This is a genomic window from Sphingomonas sp. Leaf28, assembly GCF_001421685.1.
GTDB classification, from domain to species: Bacteria; Pseudomonadota; Alphaproteobacteria; order Sphingomonadales; family Sphingomonadaceae; genus Sphingomonas; species Sphingomonas aurantiaca.
Window position 1 is genome coordinate 920,319 of record NZ_LMKX01000001.1, and the last position, 20,489, is coordinate 940,807.

Below are 20,489 nucleotides of genomic sequence, written 5' to 3' on the forward strand. Positions count from 1 at the left end.
TGGTGGTCCCTACAGGACTTGACCCGCGGCCCACCCGCTCGACCATGCCCATTGGAAATTGTAGCCGCCGAGCCACCCTGTGACATCGACCGCTTCGCCGACTGCATACAGCATTGGTACGCGTTTGGCTTGCATTGTTTGCGAGGAGAGCTCCGCGGTGCTGATTCCGCCCGCGGTAACCTCGGCCTTCGCATAGCCTTCGGAGCCATTTGGCGTGAATTGCCAGTGGCTTAGCGCGCGTTCGGCGTCCTGAAGCTTGCGATCGGTAAGCGTGGAAATCTCGTTTGCCATGCCCAATCGGTCGCTCAAAGTCTCCGCGAGTCGGTCCGGGAGCGTGTTTGCGAGCAGTTTGCGCAGAGTCGTGCGCGGCGTGGTACGCTTGGCGGCGGGCAACCAGCCGGAGTCGCGGTCGGGCAGAAAGTCGATCCCGATCGGCTGGCCGTTACGCCAATAGGACGACGCCTGCAGGATCGCCGGGCCCGACAGGCCACGGTGCGTAAACAGCGCCGCCTCGCGAAATGCGGTCTTGCCCGCGGTGGCGACCACGTCGGCGGCCACACCCGAAAGCTCGCGAAACAGGATTTCGTCGCCGCCCAGCGTCAGCGGCACCAGCGCGGGGCGCGGCTCGACCACCTTCAACCCGAACTGCCGCGCCAGGTCATAGGCAAATCCGGTCGCGCCCATCTTCGGGATCGAGGGCCCGCCGGTTGCGATGACCAGCGCCGGCGCGGTGACGGTGCGCCCGTCGAGCGACACCCGGTACCGGCCATCGGCATGCTCGACTCCCGTGACCGCGCGACCCAGCGACAGATCGACCTGCCCCTTGTCACACTCGTCTAGCAGCATCTCGACGATCTGCTTGGCGGACCCGTCGCAGAAGAGTTGCCCGAGCGTCTTCTCGTGCCACGCGATCCCGTATGAGTCGACGAGCGCGATAAAGTCCTGCGCGGTGTAGCGGCCGAGCGCGGACTTCGCGAAATGTGGATTGGCGGAGAGGTACCGATCGGCCGCGGTATGCACATTGGTGAAATTGCACCGCCCGCCGCCGGAGATCAGGATCTTCTTCCCCGCCTGCTCGGCGTGATCGACGAGCAGGATCTTCCGCCCGCGCTGCCCGGCGACCGCGGCGCACATGAGGCCGGCGGCACCAGCGCCGAGGATGATCGCGTCGTAGTTAGGGGAGGTAGCCAAGTCGGGTCACCAAAACTCCCCTTCCGCTTGCGGGAGGGGTCGGGGGAGGGAACACGTCCGAGACCGACCCGGCGCGTATGCGGCATTGCCCTCCCCTAGCCCCTCCCGCAAGCGGAAGGGGAATTTGGGATAGCGCCTGCTCTCAACCAAACACCACCCCGGCGAAGGCCGGGGTGGTGTTTGGTTGAGAGCAGCGCCCTTCTGCTCCCTCTCCCCTCCGGGGAGAGGGTCGGGGTGGATGCGGGTGTAGCTGAGCGGGCACCGCCCGGGACAGCCCCTCACCCAACCCTCTTCCCGGAGGGGAGAGGGCTTCTCGCCCCTCAAACCTACCGCAACTTCGCGATATTGAGCGAGTCTTCCTTCGCGCGCGTCTTCACCGATTCCTCGCTCCGCGTCAGCGCCTTGGCGATCGCCTTCAGCGCCATGCCCTTCTTGGCGAGCGTGTGCAGCTTCTGGATCTCGTCCTGCGTCCACGCCTGACGATGCCGCTCGAATTTCGCTTCAGCCATCAGCCCTCATCCTTGTCGATCGCCAGCACCTCGATCGCGTCCGCCTTGTCCGCAAACGCAACCTTTTCGCCGACCGCCGCGCCCATCAGCGCGCGCGCCAACGGCGCCGAGAACGCCAGCCGATCCTCACCGGGCTCGGCCTCGTCCCCGCCGACGATCGCAATCACCCGCTCGGCGCCGTTCATGCGGACCCGGACGCGCGATCCGATCCCGACCTCGTCCTCCTCGGGCGAAGGCGCGATCTCCGCGGTCGTCTGGCGCGTGTGCCAATAGCGCAGGTCGCGCAGCAAAACCTTCCGAGCCTCCTCGTCAGTCTCTGCCGCGACCGCCGCCTCGATCGCGTCGACGCGCTCGCCGATCAATCGCAACCCGCGCGCCGTGACCAGATTGGGCCCCGGCGCGATCGGCTGCTCGAACTTCGGCTCAAGATGTTCCTCGTCGCTCTCCCGGCGAAACGCGACGCTCACGAGATCACTTCAGGCATGCGACGATCCCGGCGATCGCCGCGAGCGTCCCGTCGACATTCTTGACCTTCACGACGTCGAGCCCGAGCTGCTCGGCCGGATAGTCGTTCCCGCCCGGGAAGATCGCGTCGCCGATGAACATCATCTTGTCGAGCGCAATGCCGCTCGCCTCGTTGAGCTTCTTGAGGCCGTACGCCTTGTCGACGCCTTCACGCGTGATGTCGATCGAGGTCGCGCCGCCCATGTTGATCGACAGCCCAGGCAGGCGCTTGCGCAGATCGGCCTGGATCACCTTGCGCTTGGCGAAGTCGGGATCCCAGCTGTGCTTGGCGTCGATCGGCGCTTCCTGGCCGAGCGCCGAGAAGGTGATCTGGCTGCCGCGATCCTCGATCCGCTCACCCCAGGTCTGCTCGGGCACGAACCCGGTCGCCTCGAGCGACTCGTCGAACGCCTTGAGGATCTTCTGCTTCTCGTCTTCCTCGAACAGCTCGGCATAGACCGCACGCCATTCGTCGTCGAACCGGTACAGCTTGGTGCCCGTCGTCGGCATCAGCCACAGCTTGGTGCGGTCGGCGCGCTCGGGCAGACGGCTCGCGACCTGCTTTTCGAACTGCGGCCAGTCGCCACCCGAGATCACCGCGACATGCGCGACGTCGAGCAGGTTCGCGAGCGCCTCGCCCATCGGCTCCTGCAAGGGCTGCTTGCTTTCGGCCAGCGTTCCATCGAGGTCGAAGGCAACCAGTTCTTTCATGCGGAAACTCCATTCAGGATAAAGGTATCGATCGCGTGCGCGACGCCGTCGGCATCGTTCGCGGATGTAATTTCGTGCACAACGTCGCGGACGTTTTGCGGCGCATTGCCCATCGCGATCGCGAGCTTGGCGCGCTTGAGCATCGCGATGTCGTTCGCCTGATCGCCGATCGCCGCGGTCTGCGTCAAGCTGATGCCGAACGCGTCCGCCAGTTCCTCGATCCCGCTACCCTTATTGCCCGCAACAGGCGTGATATCGAGATAATAGGTCTGGCTCTGGACGATCGTCGCCTGCGTATCGAACTTCGCCGCGACCTTCGCATGCAGATCGCGCAGCAACTCTTCGTCGTCGCTGACGAACGTCACCTTGTCCGCCTTGGCGAGCAGATCGGAGAAGTCGGAGACGATCACCGGGTCCTGCGCCGACGCCTTGCGCTCGCTGCCGACATGCCCGCCCTGGTCGGTGCTGGCATACCAGACGTCGTCGGCGAAAAACCACGTATCGACCGGCGCATCGCCGACGATCTCCATCGCGCCGCGGACGACGTCGACGTCGATCATGTGGTGCTCAATCACGGTGCCGTCGCGCTTGAACACGATCCCGCCGTTAAAGGCCCCCATCGGCTCGTCGATGCCGAGCAGCTCGGCGATCGGCATCATCCCCGATCGTGGCCGCGCGCTGATGATCGTGAAGCCGAGACCCGCCGCCTTCAACCGCTTGACCGCATCGACGGTCGCGGGCGTAACCTTCTTCTCCTTGTCGACGAGCGTGCCGTCGACATCGGAGACGAGGAGCTTGATCGCCCCGCTCACTTCGCCGCTCACTGGGGCATCTCGACATGCCCGCCAAAGCCGAAGCGCATCGCCGACAACAGCTTGTCGCCGAACGTATGGTCCACGCGGCTGCGATAGCGCGCGTAAAGCGCGGCGCTCAGCACGTTGGCGGGCACCTTCTCCTCCATCGCCGCGTCGATCGTCCACTGGCCCTCACCCGAATCCGCGACGCTGCCGCTGAACCCTTCGAGCGTACCGTCCTTCGCCAGCGCGATCGCCGACAGGTCGAGCAGCCACGACGAGATCACGCTGCCGCGACGCCACACTTCGGCGACGTCGGTCAGGTTGATGTCGAAACGCTGGTCCTCGACGACATGCTCGCCGGACTTGCCCTTGAGGATGTCGAAGCCCTCGGCATAGGCCTGCATCAGGCCATATTCGATGCCGTTATGCACCATCTTGACGAAGTGCCCGGCACCCGGAGGGCCCGCATGGATATAGCCCTTTTCCGCGCGCGGATCGGCCTTCCCCTCGATGCGGCCCGGCGTGCGAACGATGTCGCCCATGCCCGGCGCCAGCGTGTCGAAGATGGGGTCGAGATAGTCGACCGTATCCTTCTCGCCGCCGATCATCATGCAATAGCCACGCTCGAGGCCCCAGACGCCACCCGACGTCCCGACGTCGACATAGCGGATGCCCTTTTCGGCGAGTTCCTTCGCGCGGCGGACGTCGTCCTTGTAGAAGCTGTTGCCGCCATCGATGATGATGTCGCCTGCGGACGCCTTTTGGGCGATCGCCTGGACGGTCTGCTCGGTCGGCTCGCCGGCTGGCACCATCACCCACCAGATCGCCGGGCTGTCGAGCTTGGCGTGCATGTCGTCGAGCGAGTCCGCGCCTTCCGCGCCGTCGGCGGCAAGCTTCTTCACCGCCTCCGCATCACGATCATAGGCAACGACCGCGTGGCCGTTCTTCATCAACCGGCGCGCGATATTGCCGCCCATCCGGCCGAGGCCGATCAGTCCGATCTTCATGTGAAATCCTTATCTTCTCCCTCTCCCCWMCGGGGAGAGGGAGTAGAAGTTCACGCCGTCGCGGGCTGCTTCTTCGCGATCGCGCCGAGCAGGTCGTCGAACGCCTTCACGAACGACGCCACGCCCTCTTCGACCAGCGTGCCCGTCACGCCGTCGAGGTCGAGACCCAGCCGCTCGGCTTCCGCCAGCGTGTGCTTGGCGCCGTCGACGTCCTGCGTGATCGTCTCGGCCGCCGTACCATGGTCACGGAACGCGTCCATCGTCTTGGGCGGCATCGTGTTGACCGTGTCCTTGCCGATCAGCGTGTCGATATAGAGCGTGTCGGGATAGCTCGGATCCTTCACGCCGGTCGACGCCCAGAGCAGGCGCTGCGGCTGCGCGCCCTTGGCGGCGAGTGCCTGCCAGCGGTCAGATTTCAGGAAGTCGAGATACCATTGATACGCCATCTTCGCATTGGCGATCGCGACCTTGCCGCGCACCGCCTTCAAGGCCTCCACCTCGGCATCGCCCTTTTCGAGCCGTGCATCGATCGCCTTGTCGATCGTCGAATCGATCCGGCTGACGAAGAAGCTCGCGACGCTGGCGATCCGGTCGATCGGCTTGCCCTCGGCGACGCGCTTCTCGAGCCCCGCGGCATAGGCCTCGGCGACGCGCACATACGCCTCGATCGAGAACAGCAGCGTCACGTTGACGTTGATCCCTTCCGAGATCGCGGTCGAGATCGCCGGGCCGCCCGCGAGCGTCCCCGGGATCTTGATCATCAGGTTCGGCCGGTCGACCATCCCCCACAGCTTCTTCGCCTCGGCGATCGTCGCGTCGGTGTCGTCCGAGATATACGGCGACACTTCCAGGCTGACATAGCCGTCCTTCGCGTCGAGCTTGTCGTACACCGGCTTCAGCGTGTCCGCCGCCGCCTTGATGTCCTGGATCGCCAGATGCTCGTAGCGGTCGATCGTCGCCGCGCCGGCATGCTGCTTATCGTATTCGGCGAGCGTCGAGTCATAGGCGTCGCCATGCCCCATCGCCTTTTCGAAGATCGACGGGTTCGACGTGACACCGGTCAGGCCATCCTCGTCGACCAGCTTCTGGAGACCACCGGCCTCCAGGAACTTCCGGTCGACGAAATCGAGCCACACCGCCTGGCCATGGCCTTCGAGGTCGTTGAGCATGCCCATCACTTCGTCTCCATAACCTGGCGGGCCACCTTGACGACATTGTCGACGGTGAACCCGAACTTGTCCTGCAACTTCGCCAGCGGCGCCGAAGCCCCGAAGGTCGACATCGTCACGGTCGCGCCGTCGAGACCGACATAGCGGTCCCAGCCGATCGACCCGGCCATCTCGATCGCAACGCGCGCCCGCACGGCGCGCGGCAACACGCTTTCCTTGTACGCCGCGTCCTGCAGCTCGTAGCGATACCAGCTCGGCATCGACACGACCCGGCTCTTCACGCCGTCCGCGGTGAGCTTCTCATGCGCGTCGATCGCCAGCGATACTTCGCTGCCGGTCGCGATCATGATCACGTCTGGCGTGCCGTCTGAGTCTGCGAGGACATAGCCGCCCTGCTCGACGCCGTCGGCGCTCGCATATTTGGTCCGATCCAGCGTCGGCAGCGCCTGACGCGAGAGGATCAATGCGGCCGGCGTGCTGGCGTCCTTGAGGACCGCCTTCCAGGCCGCAGCGACTTCGTTCGCATCACCGGGACGCAGCGTGTCGAGACCCGGCACCGCGCGCAGCGTGGCGAGGTGCTCGATCGGCTGGTGCGTCGGGCCGTCCTCGCCGACGCCGATCGAATCGTGCGTGAACACCCAGACCGCGCCGACTTCCATGATCGCTGACAGCCGCACCGGTGCGCGCATGTAATCGACGAACACCAGGAAGGTGGAGCCGTAGGAGCGCAGATGCGACAGCGCCATGCCGTTGACGATCGCGCCCATGCCATGTTCGCGAATGCCGAAATGGAAGTTCCGGCCGCCGTAATTGTCCGCCTCGAACGAGGGCTGGCCCTTGATGTCGGTCTTGGTCGACGGCGCGAGATCGGCAGACCCGCCGATCAGCCACGGCACCTTCGCGGCGATCGCGTTGAGCACCTTGCCGCCCGAATCGCGGCTGGCGAGCCCCTTCGGATCCGCCTCGAACACGGGGATATCCGAATCCCAGCCCTCGGGCAGCTCGTCCTTGAGCATCAGGTCGAGCTCGGCGGACAGCTCGGGATGCGCCGTCCGATACTTGTCGGTCAGCGCGACCCATTCGTCGCGCAGTTTCGCGCCACGATCCGCGATCGCACCGTTGAAATGCTCGATCACGCCGTCCGGCACGTAGAACGACTTGTCCTCGGGCCAACCATAGGCCTGCTTGGTGAGGCGGATATTCTCGTCGCCGAGCGGCTCGCCATGCGCCTTCTCGCTGCCCGCCTTGGGGCTGCCGTAGCCGATCACCGAATGCACGACGATGAAGGTCGGCTTGTCGGTGGTCGACTTGAACGTTTCGATCGCGCGGGCAAGCGCGGCCGTGTCGTTGGCGTCGTCGATATGGATGACGTTCCAGCCATAGGCGTCGAAGCGCAGGCCGACATCCTCGTCGAAGGCGAGATCGGTCGCGCCCTCGATCGAGATGTGGTTGCTGTCGTAGATCCAGCAGAGATTGCTGAGCTTCAGATGGCCCGCCATGCTCGCCGCCTCGGCGGAGACGCCCTCCATCATGTCGCCATCGCCGCACAGCGTGTAGACGTCATGATCGAACAGCGTGAAGCCGTCCTTGTTGTAGCGCGCGGCGAGCCAGCGCTCGGCGATCGCCATGCCGACCGAATTGCCGCAACCCTGGCCGAGCGGGCCCGTCGTGGTCTCGACGCCGGTGGTGTGGCGATATTCGGGGTGGCCGGGGGTCTTCGACGACAGCTGGCGGAACTGCTCGATGTCCGCGAGGCTCACGGCCTCCTTGCCGGTCTTGTTCCCCTCGGCGTCGATCTCTTCGATCTTGGCGAGGTGGATCAGCGAATAGAGCAGCATCGATGCATGCCCGACCGACAGCACGAACCGGTCGCGGTTGGGCCAGTCGGCGTGCTTGGGATCGTAGCGCAGGAATTTCGACCAGAGCGTGTAGCCGACCGGCGCGAGCGCCATCGGTGTGCCAGGATGGCCCGAATTGGCCTTCTGCACCGCGTCCATCGACAAGGTGCGGATCGTATCGATCGCGAGGCGCTCGGGCGAACCGTCCTCGTGCAGCATGGGGTCCGCCTTGGGGGCGACGGTTGCGGTATCGGTCATGGAAGAAAGCCTCGCTCTAGACGGTGACCGAACGCCGCGCATCCGATCTGGTTGCCAACATAGGGTGCCTTTAGGCAGATGCACCCGCCCGTTCCAGTCGCGTAACGACGCCATTCGTTGCAATATATGCCGCATCGACCTCGTCGAGGAACAGCCCGTGGCCGAGAATGCCGGGGATGGCGGCGAGCAGCGCGGCGGTCGCGCGGGGGTCTTCGAGCGTGGCGAAGTGGCAGTCGATGACCAGATTGCCCTGATCGGTCCGGTACTTGTCGCGCATCACCGGCGCGACCCCCAGCTCGGCCAGCACGCGCTCGACATAGCCGCGCGCGAACGGCAGCACCTCGACCGGCAACTTGGCCGCGCCGATCCGGTCGACCTGCTTGGAGCCATCGGCGATCACGATCATCCGTGCCGAGCTTGCGGCGACGATCTTCTCGCGCAGCATCGCGCCGCCCGCGCCCTTGATCGCGAAGCACCGCGCGTCGATCTCGTCCGCGCCATCGATCGTCAGATCGACGCGCGCGATATCGGCGAAGTCGAGGACCGGGATACCCACCTGCCGCGCGAGCTGGCCGCTGGCGTCCGAGGTGACGACCGCGCGAACGGCCAAACCCGCCGCGACCCGCTCGCCAAGCGCCCGGATCGCGAACGCCGCGGTCGACCCGGTGCCGAGGCCGACGAGCATCCCGTCCCGAACCTCCGCCACCGCCGCCACCGCCGCGGCTTTCTTGTCGTCATCGATCATAGCGCCCCCCAATCCGTCATGCCGGGCACGTTCCGGCATCACGCTTCAACACATCCCAGAGGATTTAGTTTGCGGGACCCGGGGGCGAAGCACCACCCCGGCGAAGGCCGGGGCCCAATTGGGGGACGTCGCTGACGGAGCGCAGTCCGCCGTTACTACGACCTTGCCATTTGGACCCCGGCCTCCGCCGGGGTGGTGCTGTACTGATGCGGACGCGCCACTGTTCTCCCGCGAAGGCGGGAGCCCAGTCTGGATTCCCGCCTTCGCGGGGAAACGCTCTCTTACGTTCAGCGAGCACTCTCCAAAACACCCCCGCCCGACAAAGCAGGTTACTCTTTCTTCCCTATTTCTTGCGCCCGCTTTTCAACTGACATACTTCTGGTACATCCTCGTGGTTTAGCCCGACCAACACCTGATCGCGGATGCCCAACTTGATAGCCAAACGATTTTCTGCGCGACGGTCCGCCGTTCTGCTCGTCCCCGCGCTGGCGCTCGCCGCCTGTTCCGGCGGCGGCGGTGACAAGGCACAAGGCAAGGGCAAGGGCGGGCAACCGGGCCAGGGCACGCCGACCGTCGGCTATGTCGTCGTCCAGCCGACCAGCGTCGCGATGACCACCGAGCTCAGCGGCCGCACGACCGCGTTCGAAAGCTCGGACGTCCGCCCGCAGGTCACCGGCATCATCCGCCGCCGCTATTTCACCGAGGGCACGCTCGTGAAGAAGGGGCAGCCGCTCTACGAGATCGACCAGCGCCTCTACCGCGCCGCCGCCAACGAGGCGCAGGCCAATCTGCAAAGCGCGCAGGCGAACCAGCAGGCGCAGAAGGTCCTCGCGGATCGCTACAAGCCGCTCGCCGAGATGGAGGCGATCAGCAAGCAGGATTACACCAACGCGGTCGCCACCTCGCGCCAGGCCACCGCCTCGGTCGCGCAGACTCGCGCCGCGCTCGAGACCGCGCGGATCAACCTGAAGTTCACCACCGTCCCCGCGCCGATCACCGGGCGGATCGGCCGCTCGCTGTTCACCGTCGGCGCGCTGGTGTCCGCGACGCAGACCGACCCGCTCGCGCAGATCCAGCGGCTCGATCCGATGTTCGTCGACATCCAGCAATCCTCCGGCGACCTGCTCGCGCTGCGTCGTTCGCTCGGCCAGAACGGCATCGTCGCGACGCGCGCCGAAGTTCGCCTGACGCTCGAGGACGGCAGCGAATATGGCGCGACCGGCTCGGTCGAGTTCGCCGAGGCGCTGGTCAACACCGAGACCGGCACCGTGACGCTGCGCGCACGCTTCCCCAACCCGCAGGGGCTGCTGCTGCCCGGCATGTTCGTCCAGGCCAAGTTCGCGCAGTCGATCAACCAGCGCGCGTTCCTCGTGCCGCAGGCGGGCGTGTCGCGCGATGCCAAGGGCAATGCGACGGTCTATGTCGTCGATGCGAACAACAAGGCGGTGCAGAAGAAGATCAAGGCGGACCGCACCCAGGGTGCGTTCTGGGTCGTGACGGAGGGTCTCAACTCCGGCGACCGGATCGTCACGCAAGGGCTGTCGAAGATCGCGCCGAACCAGAGCGTGAAGCCGGTCCCCGAGAACGCCGCGCAAAAGATCGAAGCGCCCAAGGGCGACTCCTCAGGCGGCGATCAGGCCAGCCAGAAAAAGGCCGGCTAACCGCTCATGCTCTCCCGTGTCTTCATCGATCGCCCGATCTTCGCCTGGGTGCTCGCGATCATCGTGATGCTCGGCGGCATCGGCGCGATCATGAGCCTGCCGATCGCGCAATATCCCGACGTCGCGCCGCCGCAGGTGACCGTCCGCGCCACCTTCCCCGGCGCCAATGCACAGACGATCCAGAACAGCGTCACGCAGGTCGTCGAGCAATCGCTGACGGGCATCGACGGGCTGATCTATTTCAGTTCGTCCTCGTCGTCGCGCGGGTCGGTGACGATCACGGTGACGTTCGAGAAGGGCACCGATCCCGACATCGCGCAGGTCCAGGTCCAGAACCAGGTCCAGCAGACGCTGTCGCGCCTTCCCTCGCAGGTCCAGCAGCAGGGCCTCGTCGTCCGCAAATCGAACCCGGACAATCTCCTCATCGTCGGCGTCTATGACGAGACCGACAAGCTGACCAACCAGGACGTCTCGGACTATCTCGTCTCGAACCTGCAGGATCCGCTCGGCCGTATCCCGGGCATCGGCGACAGCAACGTGTTCGGCGCGCAGTATGCGATGCGGATCTGGCTCAACCCGAACAAGCTGGCGAGCTTCCAGCTGATCCCGAGCGACGTGACGACCGCGATCCAGGCGCAGAACACCGAAGTCGCCGCGGGCGAGCTCGGCGGCCAGCCGCAGCCCGACACGCAGATGCTCAACGCGACCGTCACCGCACAGTCGCGCCTCCAGACGCCCGAGCAGTTCGCCAACATCATCCTGAAGACGACCAACACCGGCGCGACGGTCAAGCTGCGCGACGTCGCGCGGATCGAGCTGGGCGCGGAGAACTACAACGCGCGCAGCCGTGTCAACGCGCATCCCGGCGCGGGTATCGCGGTGTTGCTCGCCCCCGGCGCCGACGCGCTCAAGACCGCCGAGCTGGTCAAGGCGTTCGTCGAGAAGTCCGCCAAGAGCTTTCCGCCCGGCCTGAAGTTCGCCTACGCCAACGACACGACCGACTTCATCAAGCTGTCGATCGACGAGGTCGTCAAGACGCTGATCGAGGCGGTCATCCTCGTCGTGATCGTCATGTTCGTGTTCCTGCAAAGCTGGCGCGCGACGCTGATCCCGACGATCGCGGTGCCCGTCGTGCTGCTCGGCACGTTCGGCGTGTTCTATCTCGCGGGCTTCTCGATCAACACGTTGACGCTGTTCGGGCTCGTGCTCGCGATCGGCCTGCTGGTCGACGACGCGATCGTCGTGGTCGAGAATGTCGAGCGCCTGATGGAGGAAAATCCCGAGATGACGCCTCGGGAGGCGACGATCGAATCGATGAACGAGATCACCGTCGCGTTGGTCGCGATCGCGCTGGTGCTGTCGGCGGTGTTCCTGCCGATGGCGTTCTTCGGCGGGTCGACCGGCGTGATCTACCGCCAGTTCTCGCTGACGATGGTGTCGGCGATGGTGCTGTCGGTGCTCGTGGCGCTGATCCTGAGCCCCGCGCTGACCGCGACGTTGCTCAAGCAGAAGAAGACCGACGCGGACGGCAACCCCGAGCAGAGCTGGGGCCAGCGCAAATTCCCCAAGGTCGCGAATTTCTTCACCCGCGCGGGCGACAAGTTCAACAGCGGGTTCGAAAAGGGCACGCAGAAATACACCAACACCGTGCAGTCGGTGATCGACCGCAAGTGGCTGTTCCTGCTGATCTACGCCGCGGTCGTCGCGCTGCTGGCGGTGCTGTTCCTGCGGCTGCCGACGGGCTTCCTGCCGACCGAGGACCAGGGATCGGGCATCGTCCAGTTCCAGCTTCCGGCGGGCGCCACGCAGGGCCGCACCTTCGCGCTGCAGAAGCAGATCGAGCAATATTACTACACCAACGAGAAGGCGAACGTCCGCACGATGTTCACCGTCAGCGGTGGCGGCGGCGGTGGCGCGAGCGGACAGAATACCGGCCAGGGTTTCATCGCGTTCGCGCCATGGGATCTGCGCGAAGGCAAGGACAACACCGCCGAGGCGATCACCGGTCGCGCGTCGAAGGCATTTGCGGGTTTCCGTGACGCGCAGGTCTATTCGCTCGTGCCGCCCGCGGTGCGTGGTCTCGGCTCGTCGAACGGCTTCACGATGGAGCTGCAGAACGCCGGCGGCCTCACGCAGGTCGAGTTCAACGCCGCGCGCGACAAGCTGCTCGCGCTCGCCCGTGCCGATTCGTCGCTGACCGCGATCCGCCTCACCGAACTGCCCGACGTCGCGACGCTGCGAGTCGATGCCGACCAGCAGAAACTGTCGACGCTCGGGCTCACCCAGGCGAACGTGAACTCGACGCTGTCGACTGCCTGGGGTGGCCAGTACGTCAACGACTTCATCGACCGCGGCCGCGTGAAGCGCGTCTATGTCCAGGGCGACGCGCAGTTCCGCGCGCAGCCCTCGGACCTCAGCCAGTGGTTCGTGCGCGGCTCGAACGGCCAGATGGCGCCGTTCTCGTCCTTCGCCAAGACCAGCTGGGGCCAGGCGCCGACGACGCTGTCGCGCTTCAACGGCATCGCCTCGTACGAGATCCAGGGCTCGGGCGCGCCGGGCGTCAGCTCGGGCGACGCGATGAACCGGATCGCCGAGCTTGCGGGGCAGATCCCCGGCACGTCGGTCGCATGGTCCGGCCTGTCCTATCAGGAACGCCTGTCCTCGGGTCAGGCGCCGATCCTCTACGGGCTGTCGCTGCTCGTCGTGTTCCTCTGCCTCGCCGCGCTCTATGAGAGCTGGTCGATCCCGATCGCGGTGCTGCTCGTGATCCCCTTGGGCCTCGTCGGCGCGATCCTCGCGGTGACGCTGCGTGGGCTGATCAACGACGTGTATCTCCAGATCGGGCTGCTCACGACGATGGGGCTCGCTGCGAAGAACGCGATCCTGATGATCGAGTTCGCCGAGCAGGAGGAGCGCAAGGGCAAGCGAGTCATCGAGGCGGCGCTGTCCGCGGCGAAGATCCGTCTGCGCCCGATCCTGATGACGTCGTTCGCGTTCATCCTCGGCGTGTTGCCGCTCGCGCTGTCGACCGGCGCGGGCGCCAACAGCCGCATCGCGATCGGCACCGCGGTGGTCGGCGGCATGCTGACCGCGACGATCCTCGCGATCTTCTACATCCCGCTGTTCTTCGTCCTCGTCCGCCGCGGCGCGCGCGACGGCATCGCCAAGCTGCGTGGGCGCCCAACCGGTCACCAGGGCGGCACGCATCACGACGGAAACGACGGCGACCACAGGGAACCGCTGGGTCCACCCGAACCACAGGGCCCTCATCGGCCGGAGCCCGCATGATGCGTTCGTTAGTCCTGATTATCGCCGCCTCGACCGCGCTCGCCGGATGCTCGCTCGCGCCCAAATATGCGCGCACCGAACTCCCGGTGCCGCCGTCGCTCCCGGTCGGCGACGCCTATCTGCGCCAGTCCGAGGCGGCGCTGCCCGCGATCACGTACCGCGACGTGTTCCGCGACCCGCGGCTCCAGCAGATCATCGTCCAGGCGCTCGCGAACAACCGCGACCTCCGCGTCGCCGCCGCCAACATCGCCGCGACGCGCGCGCAATACCGGATTCAGCGCGGCGACCTGTTGCCGCAGGTCGATGCGAGCGGCCGCTACACCTATTCGGGCGGCGGCAACGGCACGCGCAACACCGCCACGAGCGGCTCGGGGACGGGAAGCAATACCGGGACCGGAACGGGTAATACGGGAACGGGTAACACGGGCGGCACCGGCACCGGCACCGGCAGCACCGGATCGGTGGTCAGTTCGTCGACCTCGAACAGTTCCTTCTCGGTCGATCTCGGCACGACCGCGTTCGAACTCGACCTGTTCGGCCGAATCCGCTCGCTCACCAGCGCCGCGCTCGATCGCTATTTCGCGACCGAAGCCGCCGCGCGCGCGACGCGGCTGACGCTCGTCGGCGACATCGCCGATGCCTGGCTCACCTATGCGTCGGACCAGAGCCTGCTCAAGATCGCCCAGGACACCGTTGCCAGTTCGCAGCGCAGCGTCACGCTGACCGAGGCGCGGCTGCGCGGCGGTGTCGCCCCGCGCACCGACCTGCGCCAGGCGCAGCAGATCCTGTTCACCGCGCAGAGCGACCTCGCGCAACAGCGCACCGCGCTCGCGCAGGACGTCAACGCGCTGCAACTGCTCGTCGGCGCGCCGGTCGATACGGCGCTGCTGCCCGCCTCGATCGAGCAGGCGCTGCCGACCATCGCGACGCTGCCCGCCGGCCTCGACAGCAGCATCCTCCTGCGCCGGCCGGACGTGGTCGAATCCGAATATGAACTGCGCGCCACCAATGCCGAGATCGGCGCGGCACGCGCAGAACTGTTCCCGAAGATCTCGCTGACCGGGATCCTCGGGTTCGCGAGCACCGCGCTGACCTCGCTCTTCAGCGGCGGCGCGTTCAACTATTCGGTCGCGCCCTCGATCAGCTACCCGATCTTCCGCGCGGGCGCCGGGATCGCCGGGGTCGCCTATTCGAAGGCGCAACGCGATGCCGCGCTCGCGACCTACGAGAAGACGATCCAGACCGCGTTCCAGGAGACCGCCGACGCGCTCGCACGACAGGGCACGATCGCCGACCAGCTCAAGGCGAACCAGAACTTCTCCGCCGCGGCGCTGGACACCTATCGCCTGTCCGATGCGCGCTATCGTGGCGGGATCGACACGTTCCTCAACTCGCTCGATGCGCAGCGATCGCTCTACACCGCGCAGCGCAACCTCGTCGCGACGCAGCTGGTCGGCGCGAGCAACCGGGTGACGCTGTACCGCGTGCTGGGCGGCGATTCGACGCTCGAGGCGACCGCAGCCGGGCCGCAACCGGTGACGATGAGCGGGGCGGCTCGGTCGGAGACGAACTGACGCTCGGCGTCGGTGTTCTGACACACCCGCTTATCGAACGCTCCCTCACCCTCCCCACGTCGTCATCCTAACGAAAGTCAGGATCCAGGGTCACGGGCATAACGATCTTGGCTCTGGATCCTGACTTTCGTCAGGATGACGATCGGGGGTGGTGCAGGAGTGCCCCCCTCCCCCGGGCTACAGCCGGGGAAGGGGCGCCTCCGCTCAGCCGGTCGGGCTGGCGGCGTTGACGAGCTCGGGCACCTTGATCGGCGACAGCGTCTGCTCCTGGTCCGCCGAGATCCGGCGCGAGCGATGGAACGGCGGCAGCGTGACCGACTTGCCCGTCTTGAGCGACTCCAGCACGCCCTCGATCACGCGCAGGTCGGCGAGCCCTTCCTCGGCATCGGGCTCGGGATCGCGGTCTTCGAGGATGCAGTCGGAGAAATAGCGCATCTCGCCGCCGAACTGGTCGGTCGGCTTGAAGCTCTCATGGCTCTTCTTCTCGCCGATCGTGACACGCTGCTCCATCGCATCGCCAAAGCCGTAGGCGGGATCCATGTGGATGCTGCCCTTCGTCCCCGAGATCGTCAGGCTGTCGACGTTGTTCGCGTAATAGGAGACGGTGAACTGCGCGAGCCGGTCGCCGGGAAAGCGTAGCGTCACCGCATAGGTGTCGTCGAGATCGGGGAAACCCGAATCCGCGTGCCGCGATGCGGCGGCGGCGACGACCTCGATCGGCTCCGCGCCGAACAGATAGCGCGTCGCGTTGATCGGATATGGTGCCATGTCGAACAGCGGCCCGCCGACGACGCCGTTCTTCGCGCGGTGGTTGGCCGGATCGAGCTTTTGCATGAAGCACGAGGTGAACGCGACGAGGTCACCCAGTTCGCCCGCACGGATGCGGCGGATCGCGTCGAGCGTCGACGGCTCGAAATGCAGTCGGTACGCGGTCATCAGCTTGGCGGACGATGCGCGCTCCGCGTCGCGGATCGCCTCGGCCTTCTCGGTCGAGATTTCGAGCGGCTTTTCCGACAGCACGTGGATGCCTGCCTTCAGCGCGGGGATCGCGAACTCGGCATGACGCCAGTTCGGCGTCCCCAGATAGATCGCGTCGATCAGGCCGGACGCGAGCAGTTCGTCGAACTGGTCGTAGCGATAGGTCGCCTCGACCCCGTACATCTTGCCCAGCTTGCGGGCCTTTTCCGCATCGTCGGTGACGAGTGCGGTGATCTCGGAATTGCCGGTGTGCGCGACACCCGGCATCATCGACGCCTGCGAAATGTCGCCAAGCCCGACGATCGCGTACCGGATCTTCTTCTTGCCCAGCCCAAGGGCGGACGTGATCGTGGAAACTGCGCTCATAGGAAATACCTCGATGATAGGGGTCGCGCGCTCAACGCGACAACGCGCATAGCTATCCCTCGAAATTTCCCGACAGGCCCCGCGCAGAGCCAGGTTTGCGCGCAGACCTGCCCTTCGAAACCATTGATTATGCGTGAGAACGGATGGCGGCGTTTACCCGAACGAAACCAATTCGGGCCGATTACCCTGGTACGCGAATGATCGGGCATCGCGCGTGCTCCCCCCCCTAGCCCGCCCTGGTGACGACACGATGACCGGCTTGCGAATTCGGACGTTCGGGATGCGAGGGGCACCACGTGCATCCCGGCGCCATGGACGTGCGCAGGCCTATCGTCGTCCCGCCGGCCAAGCCTCGATCCGGTAGGATGCCGCCGATGTACGCTCCACTTCCTGCCGCCGATCGCCGCGCGCAAACCCGCCCCCCCGGTGGCCCCGACGGACAGCCGCACAGCCTGCCCTTGCAGGGGCTGTTCGGCCTGACCGAGAATGATCGCGCGTCCGTCACCGAGCTGTTCGTGATGAAACTCGCGCAGGTCTCGGTCGTCTGGCCGTTCACGCTCGCGATCCAGCTCCTGACCTGCTCGCTGCTCGTCGCGCTCGTGCTGTTCGACGGCACGTCGACCGGGGAGCGGATCATCGGCATCGCGGTCCATACCGCCATCCTCGCGGTCGGCTCGCTGCTGATCTTCGCGACCGTCCGCCTGCCCGCGGCCAGCGCGCTGGCGTCCTACAAGCGCAACCGGATCGTCACGCTGTGCGCGGCGGCGATGGCCGCGACGCTGACGTCGCTGCTATGGGCGATCACGACGATGCCCGACGGCGCGATCCAGCTCGACAGCACGATCGCGGTCGGCGGCCTGATCGGCGTGACCGCGGTAAGCCTCCACCCGATCCGCGCGGCGACGCTCGGCTTCGCGACAGGCCTCGTGCTGGCGCTCGCGGTGCTGGCGGGCCCCAGCGTGTCGGTCGCAATCGCGCTTGCGTTTCTCGGCTGCCTGATCGCCGCGACCGTCAGCCTCGCGCGGATCGACCATGCGCGCGAACTCGACCGCGAGACCGCGTCGAACGAAGGCCGCATCGCGGTCAAGATGATCACCGAGTTCGAGGATCACGGCGCCGGCTGGTTCTGGGAAGCCGATCGCCAGGGCCGAGTCACCTATCTGTCGGACAAGGTCGCGCGCGATATCATGCCGTCGGGCACTGCGGTCGGCCAGATGTTGACCGACCTGTTCCGGATGGACAGCGACGCGCCCGGCACCGAACGCACGCTGGCCTTCCACATCTCGTCGCGCACCTCGTTCGCAGAGTATTCGGTGTGCGCCGCCGCACAGCAGTGCGAGCGCTGGTGGTCGATCTCCGGCCGTCCGGTGGTCGACGATCTCGGCCGGTTCCAGGGCTTTATCGGCTCGGGCAGCGACCTGACCGAACAGCGCAAGTCGGAGGCCGAGATCACGCGCCTGGCGCTGTTCGACAGCCTGACCGGGCTTGCCAACCGCCAGCGGATGCGGATCTCGCTCGAAAAGACGCTGGCGCAGAACACCGGCCCCTACCGCGCGACCTCGCTGTTCCTGATGGATCTCGATCGGTTCAAGGCGGTCAACGACACGCTCGGCCACCCGGCCGGCGACGCGTTGCTGCAACAGGTCGCGCAACGCCTGCAGCGCGGGGTCGGCGATGCCGGGCTGGTCGGGCGGCTCGGCGGCGACGAGTTCAAGGTCGTGCTGCCGGGCATGGGCAACCGCGATGCGCTGGCGACGCTCGCCAAGGATCTGATCGCATCGCTGTCGCAGCCCTATTTCATCAGCGGGACCGCGGTCACGATCGGCTGCTCGATCGGCATCGCGATCTCCCCCGACGACGGCGAGACCTCCGAGACGCTGGTCCGCAACGCCGATCTCGCGCTCTATGCCGCCAAGGGCGACGGGCGCGGCGTCCACCGGTTCTTCTCGGACGAGATGCTGGCGGGCGCGCGGACGCGCAAACTGCTCGAGGACGATCTGCGCGTCGCGGTCGCGGAAGGCGCGTTCCACCTCTGCTACCAGCCCGTCGTCAGCACGAAGACCGTCCGGATTGTCGGCTATGAGGCGCTGATCCGCTGGAACCACCCGACTCGTGGCATGGTCTCGCCCGCCGACTTCATCCCGGTCGCCGAGGAATGCGGGCTGATCGAGGCGATCGGCGAATGGGTGTTGCGCACCGCGTGCATCGAGGCGGCGCGCTGGCCCGACGGCATCCGCGTCGCGGTCAACGTCTCACCGATCCAGTTCGCCAACCCGGTGCTGCCCGCGATCGTCACCAGCGCGCTGGCCCAGTCGGGGATCGCGCCGCGCCGGCTCGAGCTCGAAATCACCGAGGGCGTGTTCCTCGACGAGACGCGGTCGTCCGAGCAGATGTTCAAGGCGCTCAAGGGCGTCGGCGTGCGACTGGCGCTCGACGATTTCGGCACCGGCTATTCGTCGCTCGGCTACTTACGCAATGCGCCGTTCGACAAGATCAAGATCGACCAGTCGTTCGTGAAGGGCGCGGCCGAACCGGGCAACCGCAACGCCGCGATCATCAAGGCGATCGTGACGCTGGCCGACACGCTCGGCATGGAAACCACCGCCGAAGGCGTCGAGGTGCAGGACGAGATCGACCTGTTGCGCGATCTGGGGTGCAGCCACATCCAGGGCTATGTCTATGGCCGCCCGGTGCGCGCGGAGGAGGCAATGCGCCAGTTGGGCGTCGAGAACGGGACGGCGACCGCGAGCGGCTTCAAGGTCAGCCGCGCGCCGCGGACCAAGATGCTGCGCTCCGCGCGCATCATGATCGGCGGCGTGCGCGGCGATGTCCGCATCCGCGACATCTCGACCTCGGGGGCGATGGTCGACGGGCTCCGGATCGACGGCGATCCCTATGGCGTCGAGATGCAGATCGAGCTGCTCGAAGACCAGCTCACCCCCGCCCGCGTCCGCTGGGCGCGCGACGGCAAGGCGGGGATCGAGTTCCATGAGGCGTTCAACCTCGACCGGTTGAACCACGGCCAGGCATCGCGGATCCGCCGGGCGGGATGATCGGCAACGGACGTTCGTCCGGGCTTGGGGAGACGGGGAAAATGGCGAGCCAAGGGGGAACCAACCGCCCCCTGTCGCCGTCTCTCCTTCATGGTAAATCGCGCCCCGATCAAAGCCCTGGCCTTCGACGTATTCGGCACCGTCGTCGATTGGCGATCGGGGATCGCGCGCGACGCGGCGCCCGTCCTCGCGCGGCTGGACCGCAGCGATATCGACCCGCACGCCTTCGCCGATGGCTGGCGCAAACGCTATCAGCCCGCACTCGAAGAAGTGCGCAGCGGTCGCAGGCCGTTCGTCATCCTCGACACGCTCCACCGCGAAGCGCTCGAAGACCTGCTCCGCCATCACCGCATCGATCCAGCGGCGATCGATGACGCCACGCTCGACGACCTGACCCACGCCTGGCACCGGCTCGACCCCTGGCCCGATTCGGTCGAAGGCCTCGCCCGCCTGAAAACCCGGTTCCCGATCGTGACGCTGAGCAACGGGAACATCGCGCTGATGCTCGACATGGCGCGTCGCGCGGGTCTCCCCTGGGACGCGATCCTGGGTGCCGAGGTCAGCCGAGTCTACAAGCCGCTGCCCGAATCCTACCTCGCCACCGCGCGCCTGCTGGCGATCGATCCGTCCGAGCTCTGCCTCGTCGCCGCGCATCATAGCGATCTCGCCGCGGCGCGCGCGGCGGGCTTGCAGACCGCCTATGTCGACCGCCCGCACGAATATGGCGGTCGCGCCGCGCCCGACGCCGATGCCGCGCAGGACTGGGACGTTTCCGTCGGCAGCTTGACCCAGCTGGCCGACGAACTGTGCCGTTGACCTGTCGAACCGCGCGCAAAATGG

General features: G+C 66.5%; 15 protein-coding genes. 5 read left to right on the forward strand and 10 right to left on the reverse strand.

Going from position 1 to position 20,489, the window contains the following annotated elements:
- Positions 1–9 precede the first annotated feature (9 nt).
- The 9 genes from ASE79_RS04285 to rpiA form a co-directional block, all read right to left on the reverse strand.
- Positions 10–1,191, reverse strand: a complete 1,182-nt coding sequence (locus ASE79_RS04285; RefSeq protein WP_056412112.1) for an NAD(P)/FAD-dependent oxidoreductase — start codon at positions 1,189–1,191, stop codon at positions 10–12.
- A 326-nt stretch (positions 1,192–1,517) separates the two neighbouring features.
- Positions 1,518–1,700 carry a hypothetical protein gene (locus ASE79_RS04290; protein ID WP_056412115.1) on the reverse strand — a complete coding sequence of 61 codons (183 nt, stop codon included), beginning with the start codon at positions 1,698–1,700 and terminating at the stop codon, positions 1,518–1,520.
- Positions 1,700–2,167, reverse strand: coding sequence for a GreA/GreB family elongation factor (locus ASE79_RS04295; protein WP_056412118.1), 468 nt, complete (start codon positions 2,165–2,167; stop codon positions 1,700–1,702). The genes ASE79_RS04290 and ASE79_RS04295 overlap by 1 nt, the downstream gene beginning before the upstream one ends.
- A gap of 4 nt (positions 2,168–2,171) precedes the next feature.
- A complete protein-coding gene (locus ASE79_RS04300) occupies positions 2,172–2,915 on the reverse strand; it encodes an HAD-IIB family hydrolase (protein ID WP_056412121.1) in 744 nt (247 codons plus the stop codon).
- Positions 2,912–3,739 carry an HAD family hydrolase gene (locus ASE79_RS04305; RefSeq protein ID WP_235516738.1) on the reverse strand — a complete coding sequence of 276 codons (828 nt, stop codon included), beginning with the start codon at positions 3,737–3,739 and terminating at the stop codon, positions 2,912–2,914. Before ASE79_RS04305 ends, ASE79_RS04300 begins: the two co-directional genes overlap by 4 nt.
- Positions 3,736–4,719: a phosphogluconate dehydrogenase (NAD(+)-dependent, decarboxylating) gene (gnd, locus tag ASE79_RS04310; RefSeq protein ID WP_056412124.1), complete on the reverse strand. Its 984-nt coding sequence runs from the start codon at positions 4,717–4,719 to the stop codon at positions 3,736–3,738. The genes ASE79_RS04305 and gnd overlap by 4 nt, the downstream gene beginning before the upstream one ends.
- Before the next feature lie 50 nt (positions 4,720–4,769).
- Positions 4,770–5,894: a transaldolase gene (tal, locus tag ASE79_RS04315; RefSeq protein ID WP_056412128.1), complete on the reverse strand. Its 1,125-nt coding sequence runs from the start codon at positions 5,892–5,894 to the stop codon at positions 4,770–4,772.
- Positions 5,894–7,984: a transketolase gene (gene tkt, locus ASE79_RS04320; protein WP_056412131.1), complete on the reverse strand. Its 2,091-nt coding sequence runs from the start codon at positions 7,982–7,984 to the stop codon at positions 5,894–5,896. Before tkt ends, tal begins: the two co-directional genes overlap by 1 nt.
- A gap of 70 nt (positions 7,985–8,054) precedes the next feature.
- Positions 8,055–8,729: a ribose-5-phosphate isomerase RpiA gene (gene rpiA, locus ASE79_RS04325; RefSeq protein WP_056412134.1), complete on the reverse strand. Its 675-nt coding sequence runs from the start codon at positions 8,727–8,729 to the stop codon at positions 8,055–8,057.
- A gap of 422 nt (positions 8,730–9,151) precedes the next feature.
- On the opposite strand from rpiA, the gene ASE79_RS04330 reads away from it, so the two are divergent.
- Genes ASE79_RS04330 through ASE79_RS04340 form a run of 3 tightly spaced genes read left to right on the forward strand, consistent with a single transcriptional unit; the run spans position 9,152 to position 15,252 of the window.
- Positions 9,152–10,390, forward strand: coding sequence for an efflux RND transporter periplasmic adaptor subunit (locus ASE79_RS04330; protein ID WP_056412137.1), 1,239 nt, complete (start codon positions 9,152–9,154; stop codon positions 10,388–10,390).
- 6 nt (positions 10,391–10,396) lie between these two features.
- Complete coding sequence (locus ASE79_RS04335; protein WP_082445046.1) at positions 10,397–13,678, forward strand: multidrug efflux RND transporter permease subunit; 3,282 nt, start codon at positions 10,397–10,399, stop codon at positions 13,676–13,678.
- Positions 13,675–15,252, forward strand: a complete 1,578-nt coding sequence (locus ASE79_RS04340) for an efflux transporter outer membrane subunit (RefSeq protein WP_056412140.1) — start codon at positions 13,675–13,677, stop codon at positions 15,250–15,252. The genes ASE79_RS04335 and ASE79_RS04340 overlap by 4 nt, the downstream gene beginning before the upstream one ends.
- A gap of 204 nt (positions 15,253–15,456) precedes the next feature.
- Here ASE79_RS04340 and ASE79_RS04345 read toward each other — a convergent pair whose 3' ends face one another.
- Positions 15,457–16,596: a Gfo/Idh/MocA family protein gene (locus tag ASE79_RS04345; protein ID WP_056412143.1), complete on the reverse strand. Its 1,140-nt coding sequence runs from the start codon at positions 16,594–16,596 to the stop codon at positions 15,457–15,459.
- A gap of 374 nt (positions 16,597–16,970) precedes the next feature.
- Here ASE79_RS04345 and ASE79_RS04350 point away from each other — a divergent pair, with 374 nt between their 5' ends.
- Entirely contained in the window at positions 16,971–19,649 is a 2,679-nt protein-coding gene (locus ASE79_RS04350; RefSeq protein WP_235516739.1) for an EAL domain-containing protein, read from the forward strand.
- A gap of 90 nt (positions 19,650–19,739) precedes the next feature.
- A complete protein-coding gene (locus tag ASE79_RS04355) occupies positions 19,740–20,465 on the forward strand; it encodes a haloacid dehalogenase type II (protein WP_056412149.1) in 726 nt (241 codons plus the stop codon).
- The last annotated feature ends 24 nt before the right edge of the window (positions 20,466–20,489 follow it).

Excerpts from the sequence above, each read along its gene's own strand:
- ASE79_RS04330 (WP_056412137.1), top strand. The coding sequence starts at position 9,152 with ATGCCCAACTTGATAGCCAAACGATTTTCTGCGCGACGGTCCGCCGTT.
- ASE79_RS04335 (WP_082445046.1), top strand. The coding sequence starts at position 10,397 with ATGCTCTCCCGTGTCTTCATCGATCGCCCGATCTTCGCCTGGGTGCTC.
- gnd (WP_056412124.1), bottom strand. The coding sequence starts at position 4,719 with ATGAAGATCGGACTGATCGGCCTCGGCCGGATGGGCGGCAATATCGCG.
- ASE79_RS04350 (WP_235516739.1), top strand. The coding sequence starts at position 16,971 with ATGTACGCTCCACTTCCTGCCGCCGATCGCCGCGCGCAAACCCGCCCC.
- ASE79_RS04340 (WP_056412140.1), top strand. The coding sequence starts at position 13,675 with ATGATGCGTTCGTTAGTCCTGATTATCGCCGCCTCGACCGCGCTCGCC.
- tkt (WP_056412131.1), bottom strand. The coding sequence starts at position 7,984 with ATGACCGATACCGCAACCGTCGCCCCCAAGGCGGACCCCATGCTGCAC.
- ASE79_RS04300 (WP_056412121.1), bottom strand. The coding sequence starts at position 2,915 with ATGAAAGAACTGGTTGCCTTCGACCTCGATGGAACGCTGGCCGAAAGC.
- tal (WP_056412128.1), bottom strand. The coding sequence starts at position 5,894 with ATGGGCATGCTCAACGACCTCGAAGGCCATGGCCAGGCGGTGTGGCTC.
- ASE79_RS04290 (WP_056412115.1), bottom strand. The coding sequence starts at position 1,700 with ATGGCTGAAGCGAAATTCGAGCGGCATCGTCAGGCGTGGACGCAGGAC.
- ASE79_RS04355 (WP_056412149.1), top strand. The coding sequence starts at position 19,740 with ATGGTAAATCGCGCCCCGATCAAAGCCCTGGCCTTCGACGTATTCGGC.
- ASE79_RS04345 (WP_056412143.1), bottom strand. The coding sequence starts at position 16,596 with ATGAGCGCAGTTTCCACGATCACGTCCGCCCTTGGGCTGGGCAAGAAG.
- rpiA (WP_056412134.1), bottom strand. The coding sequence starts at position 8,729 with ATGATCGATGACGACAAGAAAGCCGCGGCGGTGGCGGCGGTGGCGGAG.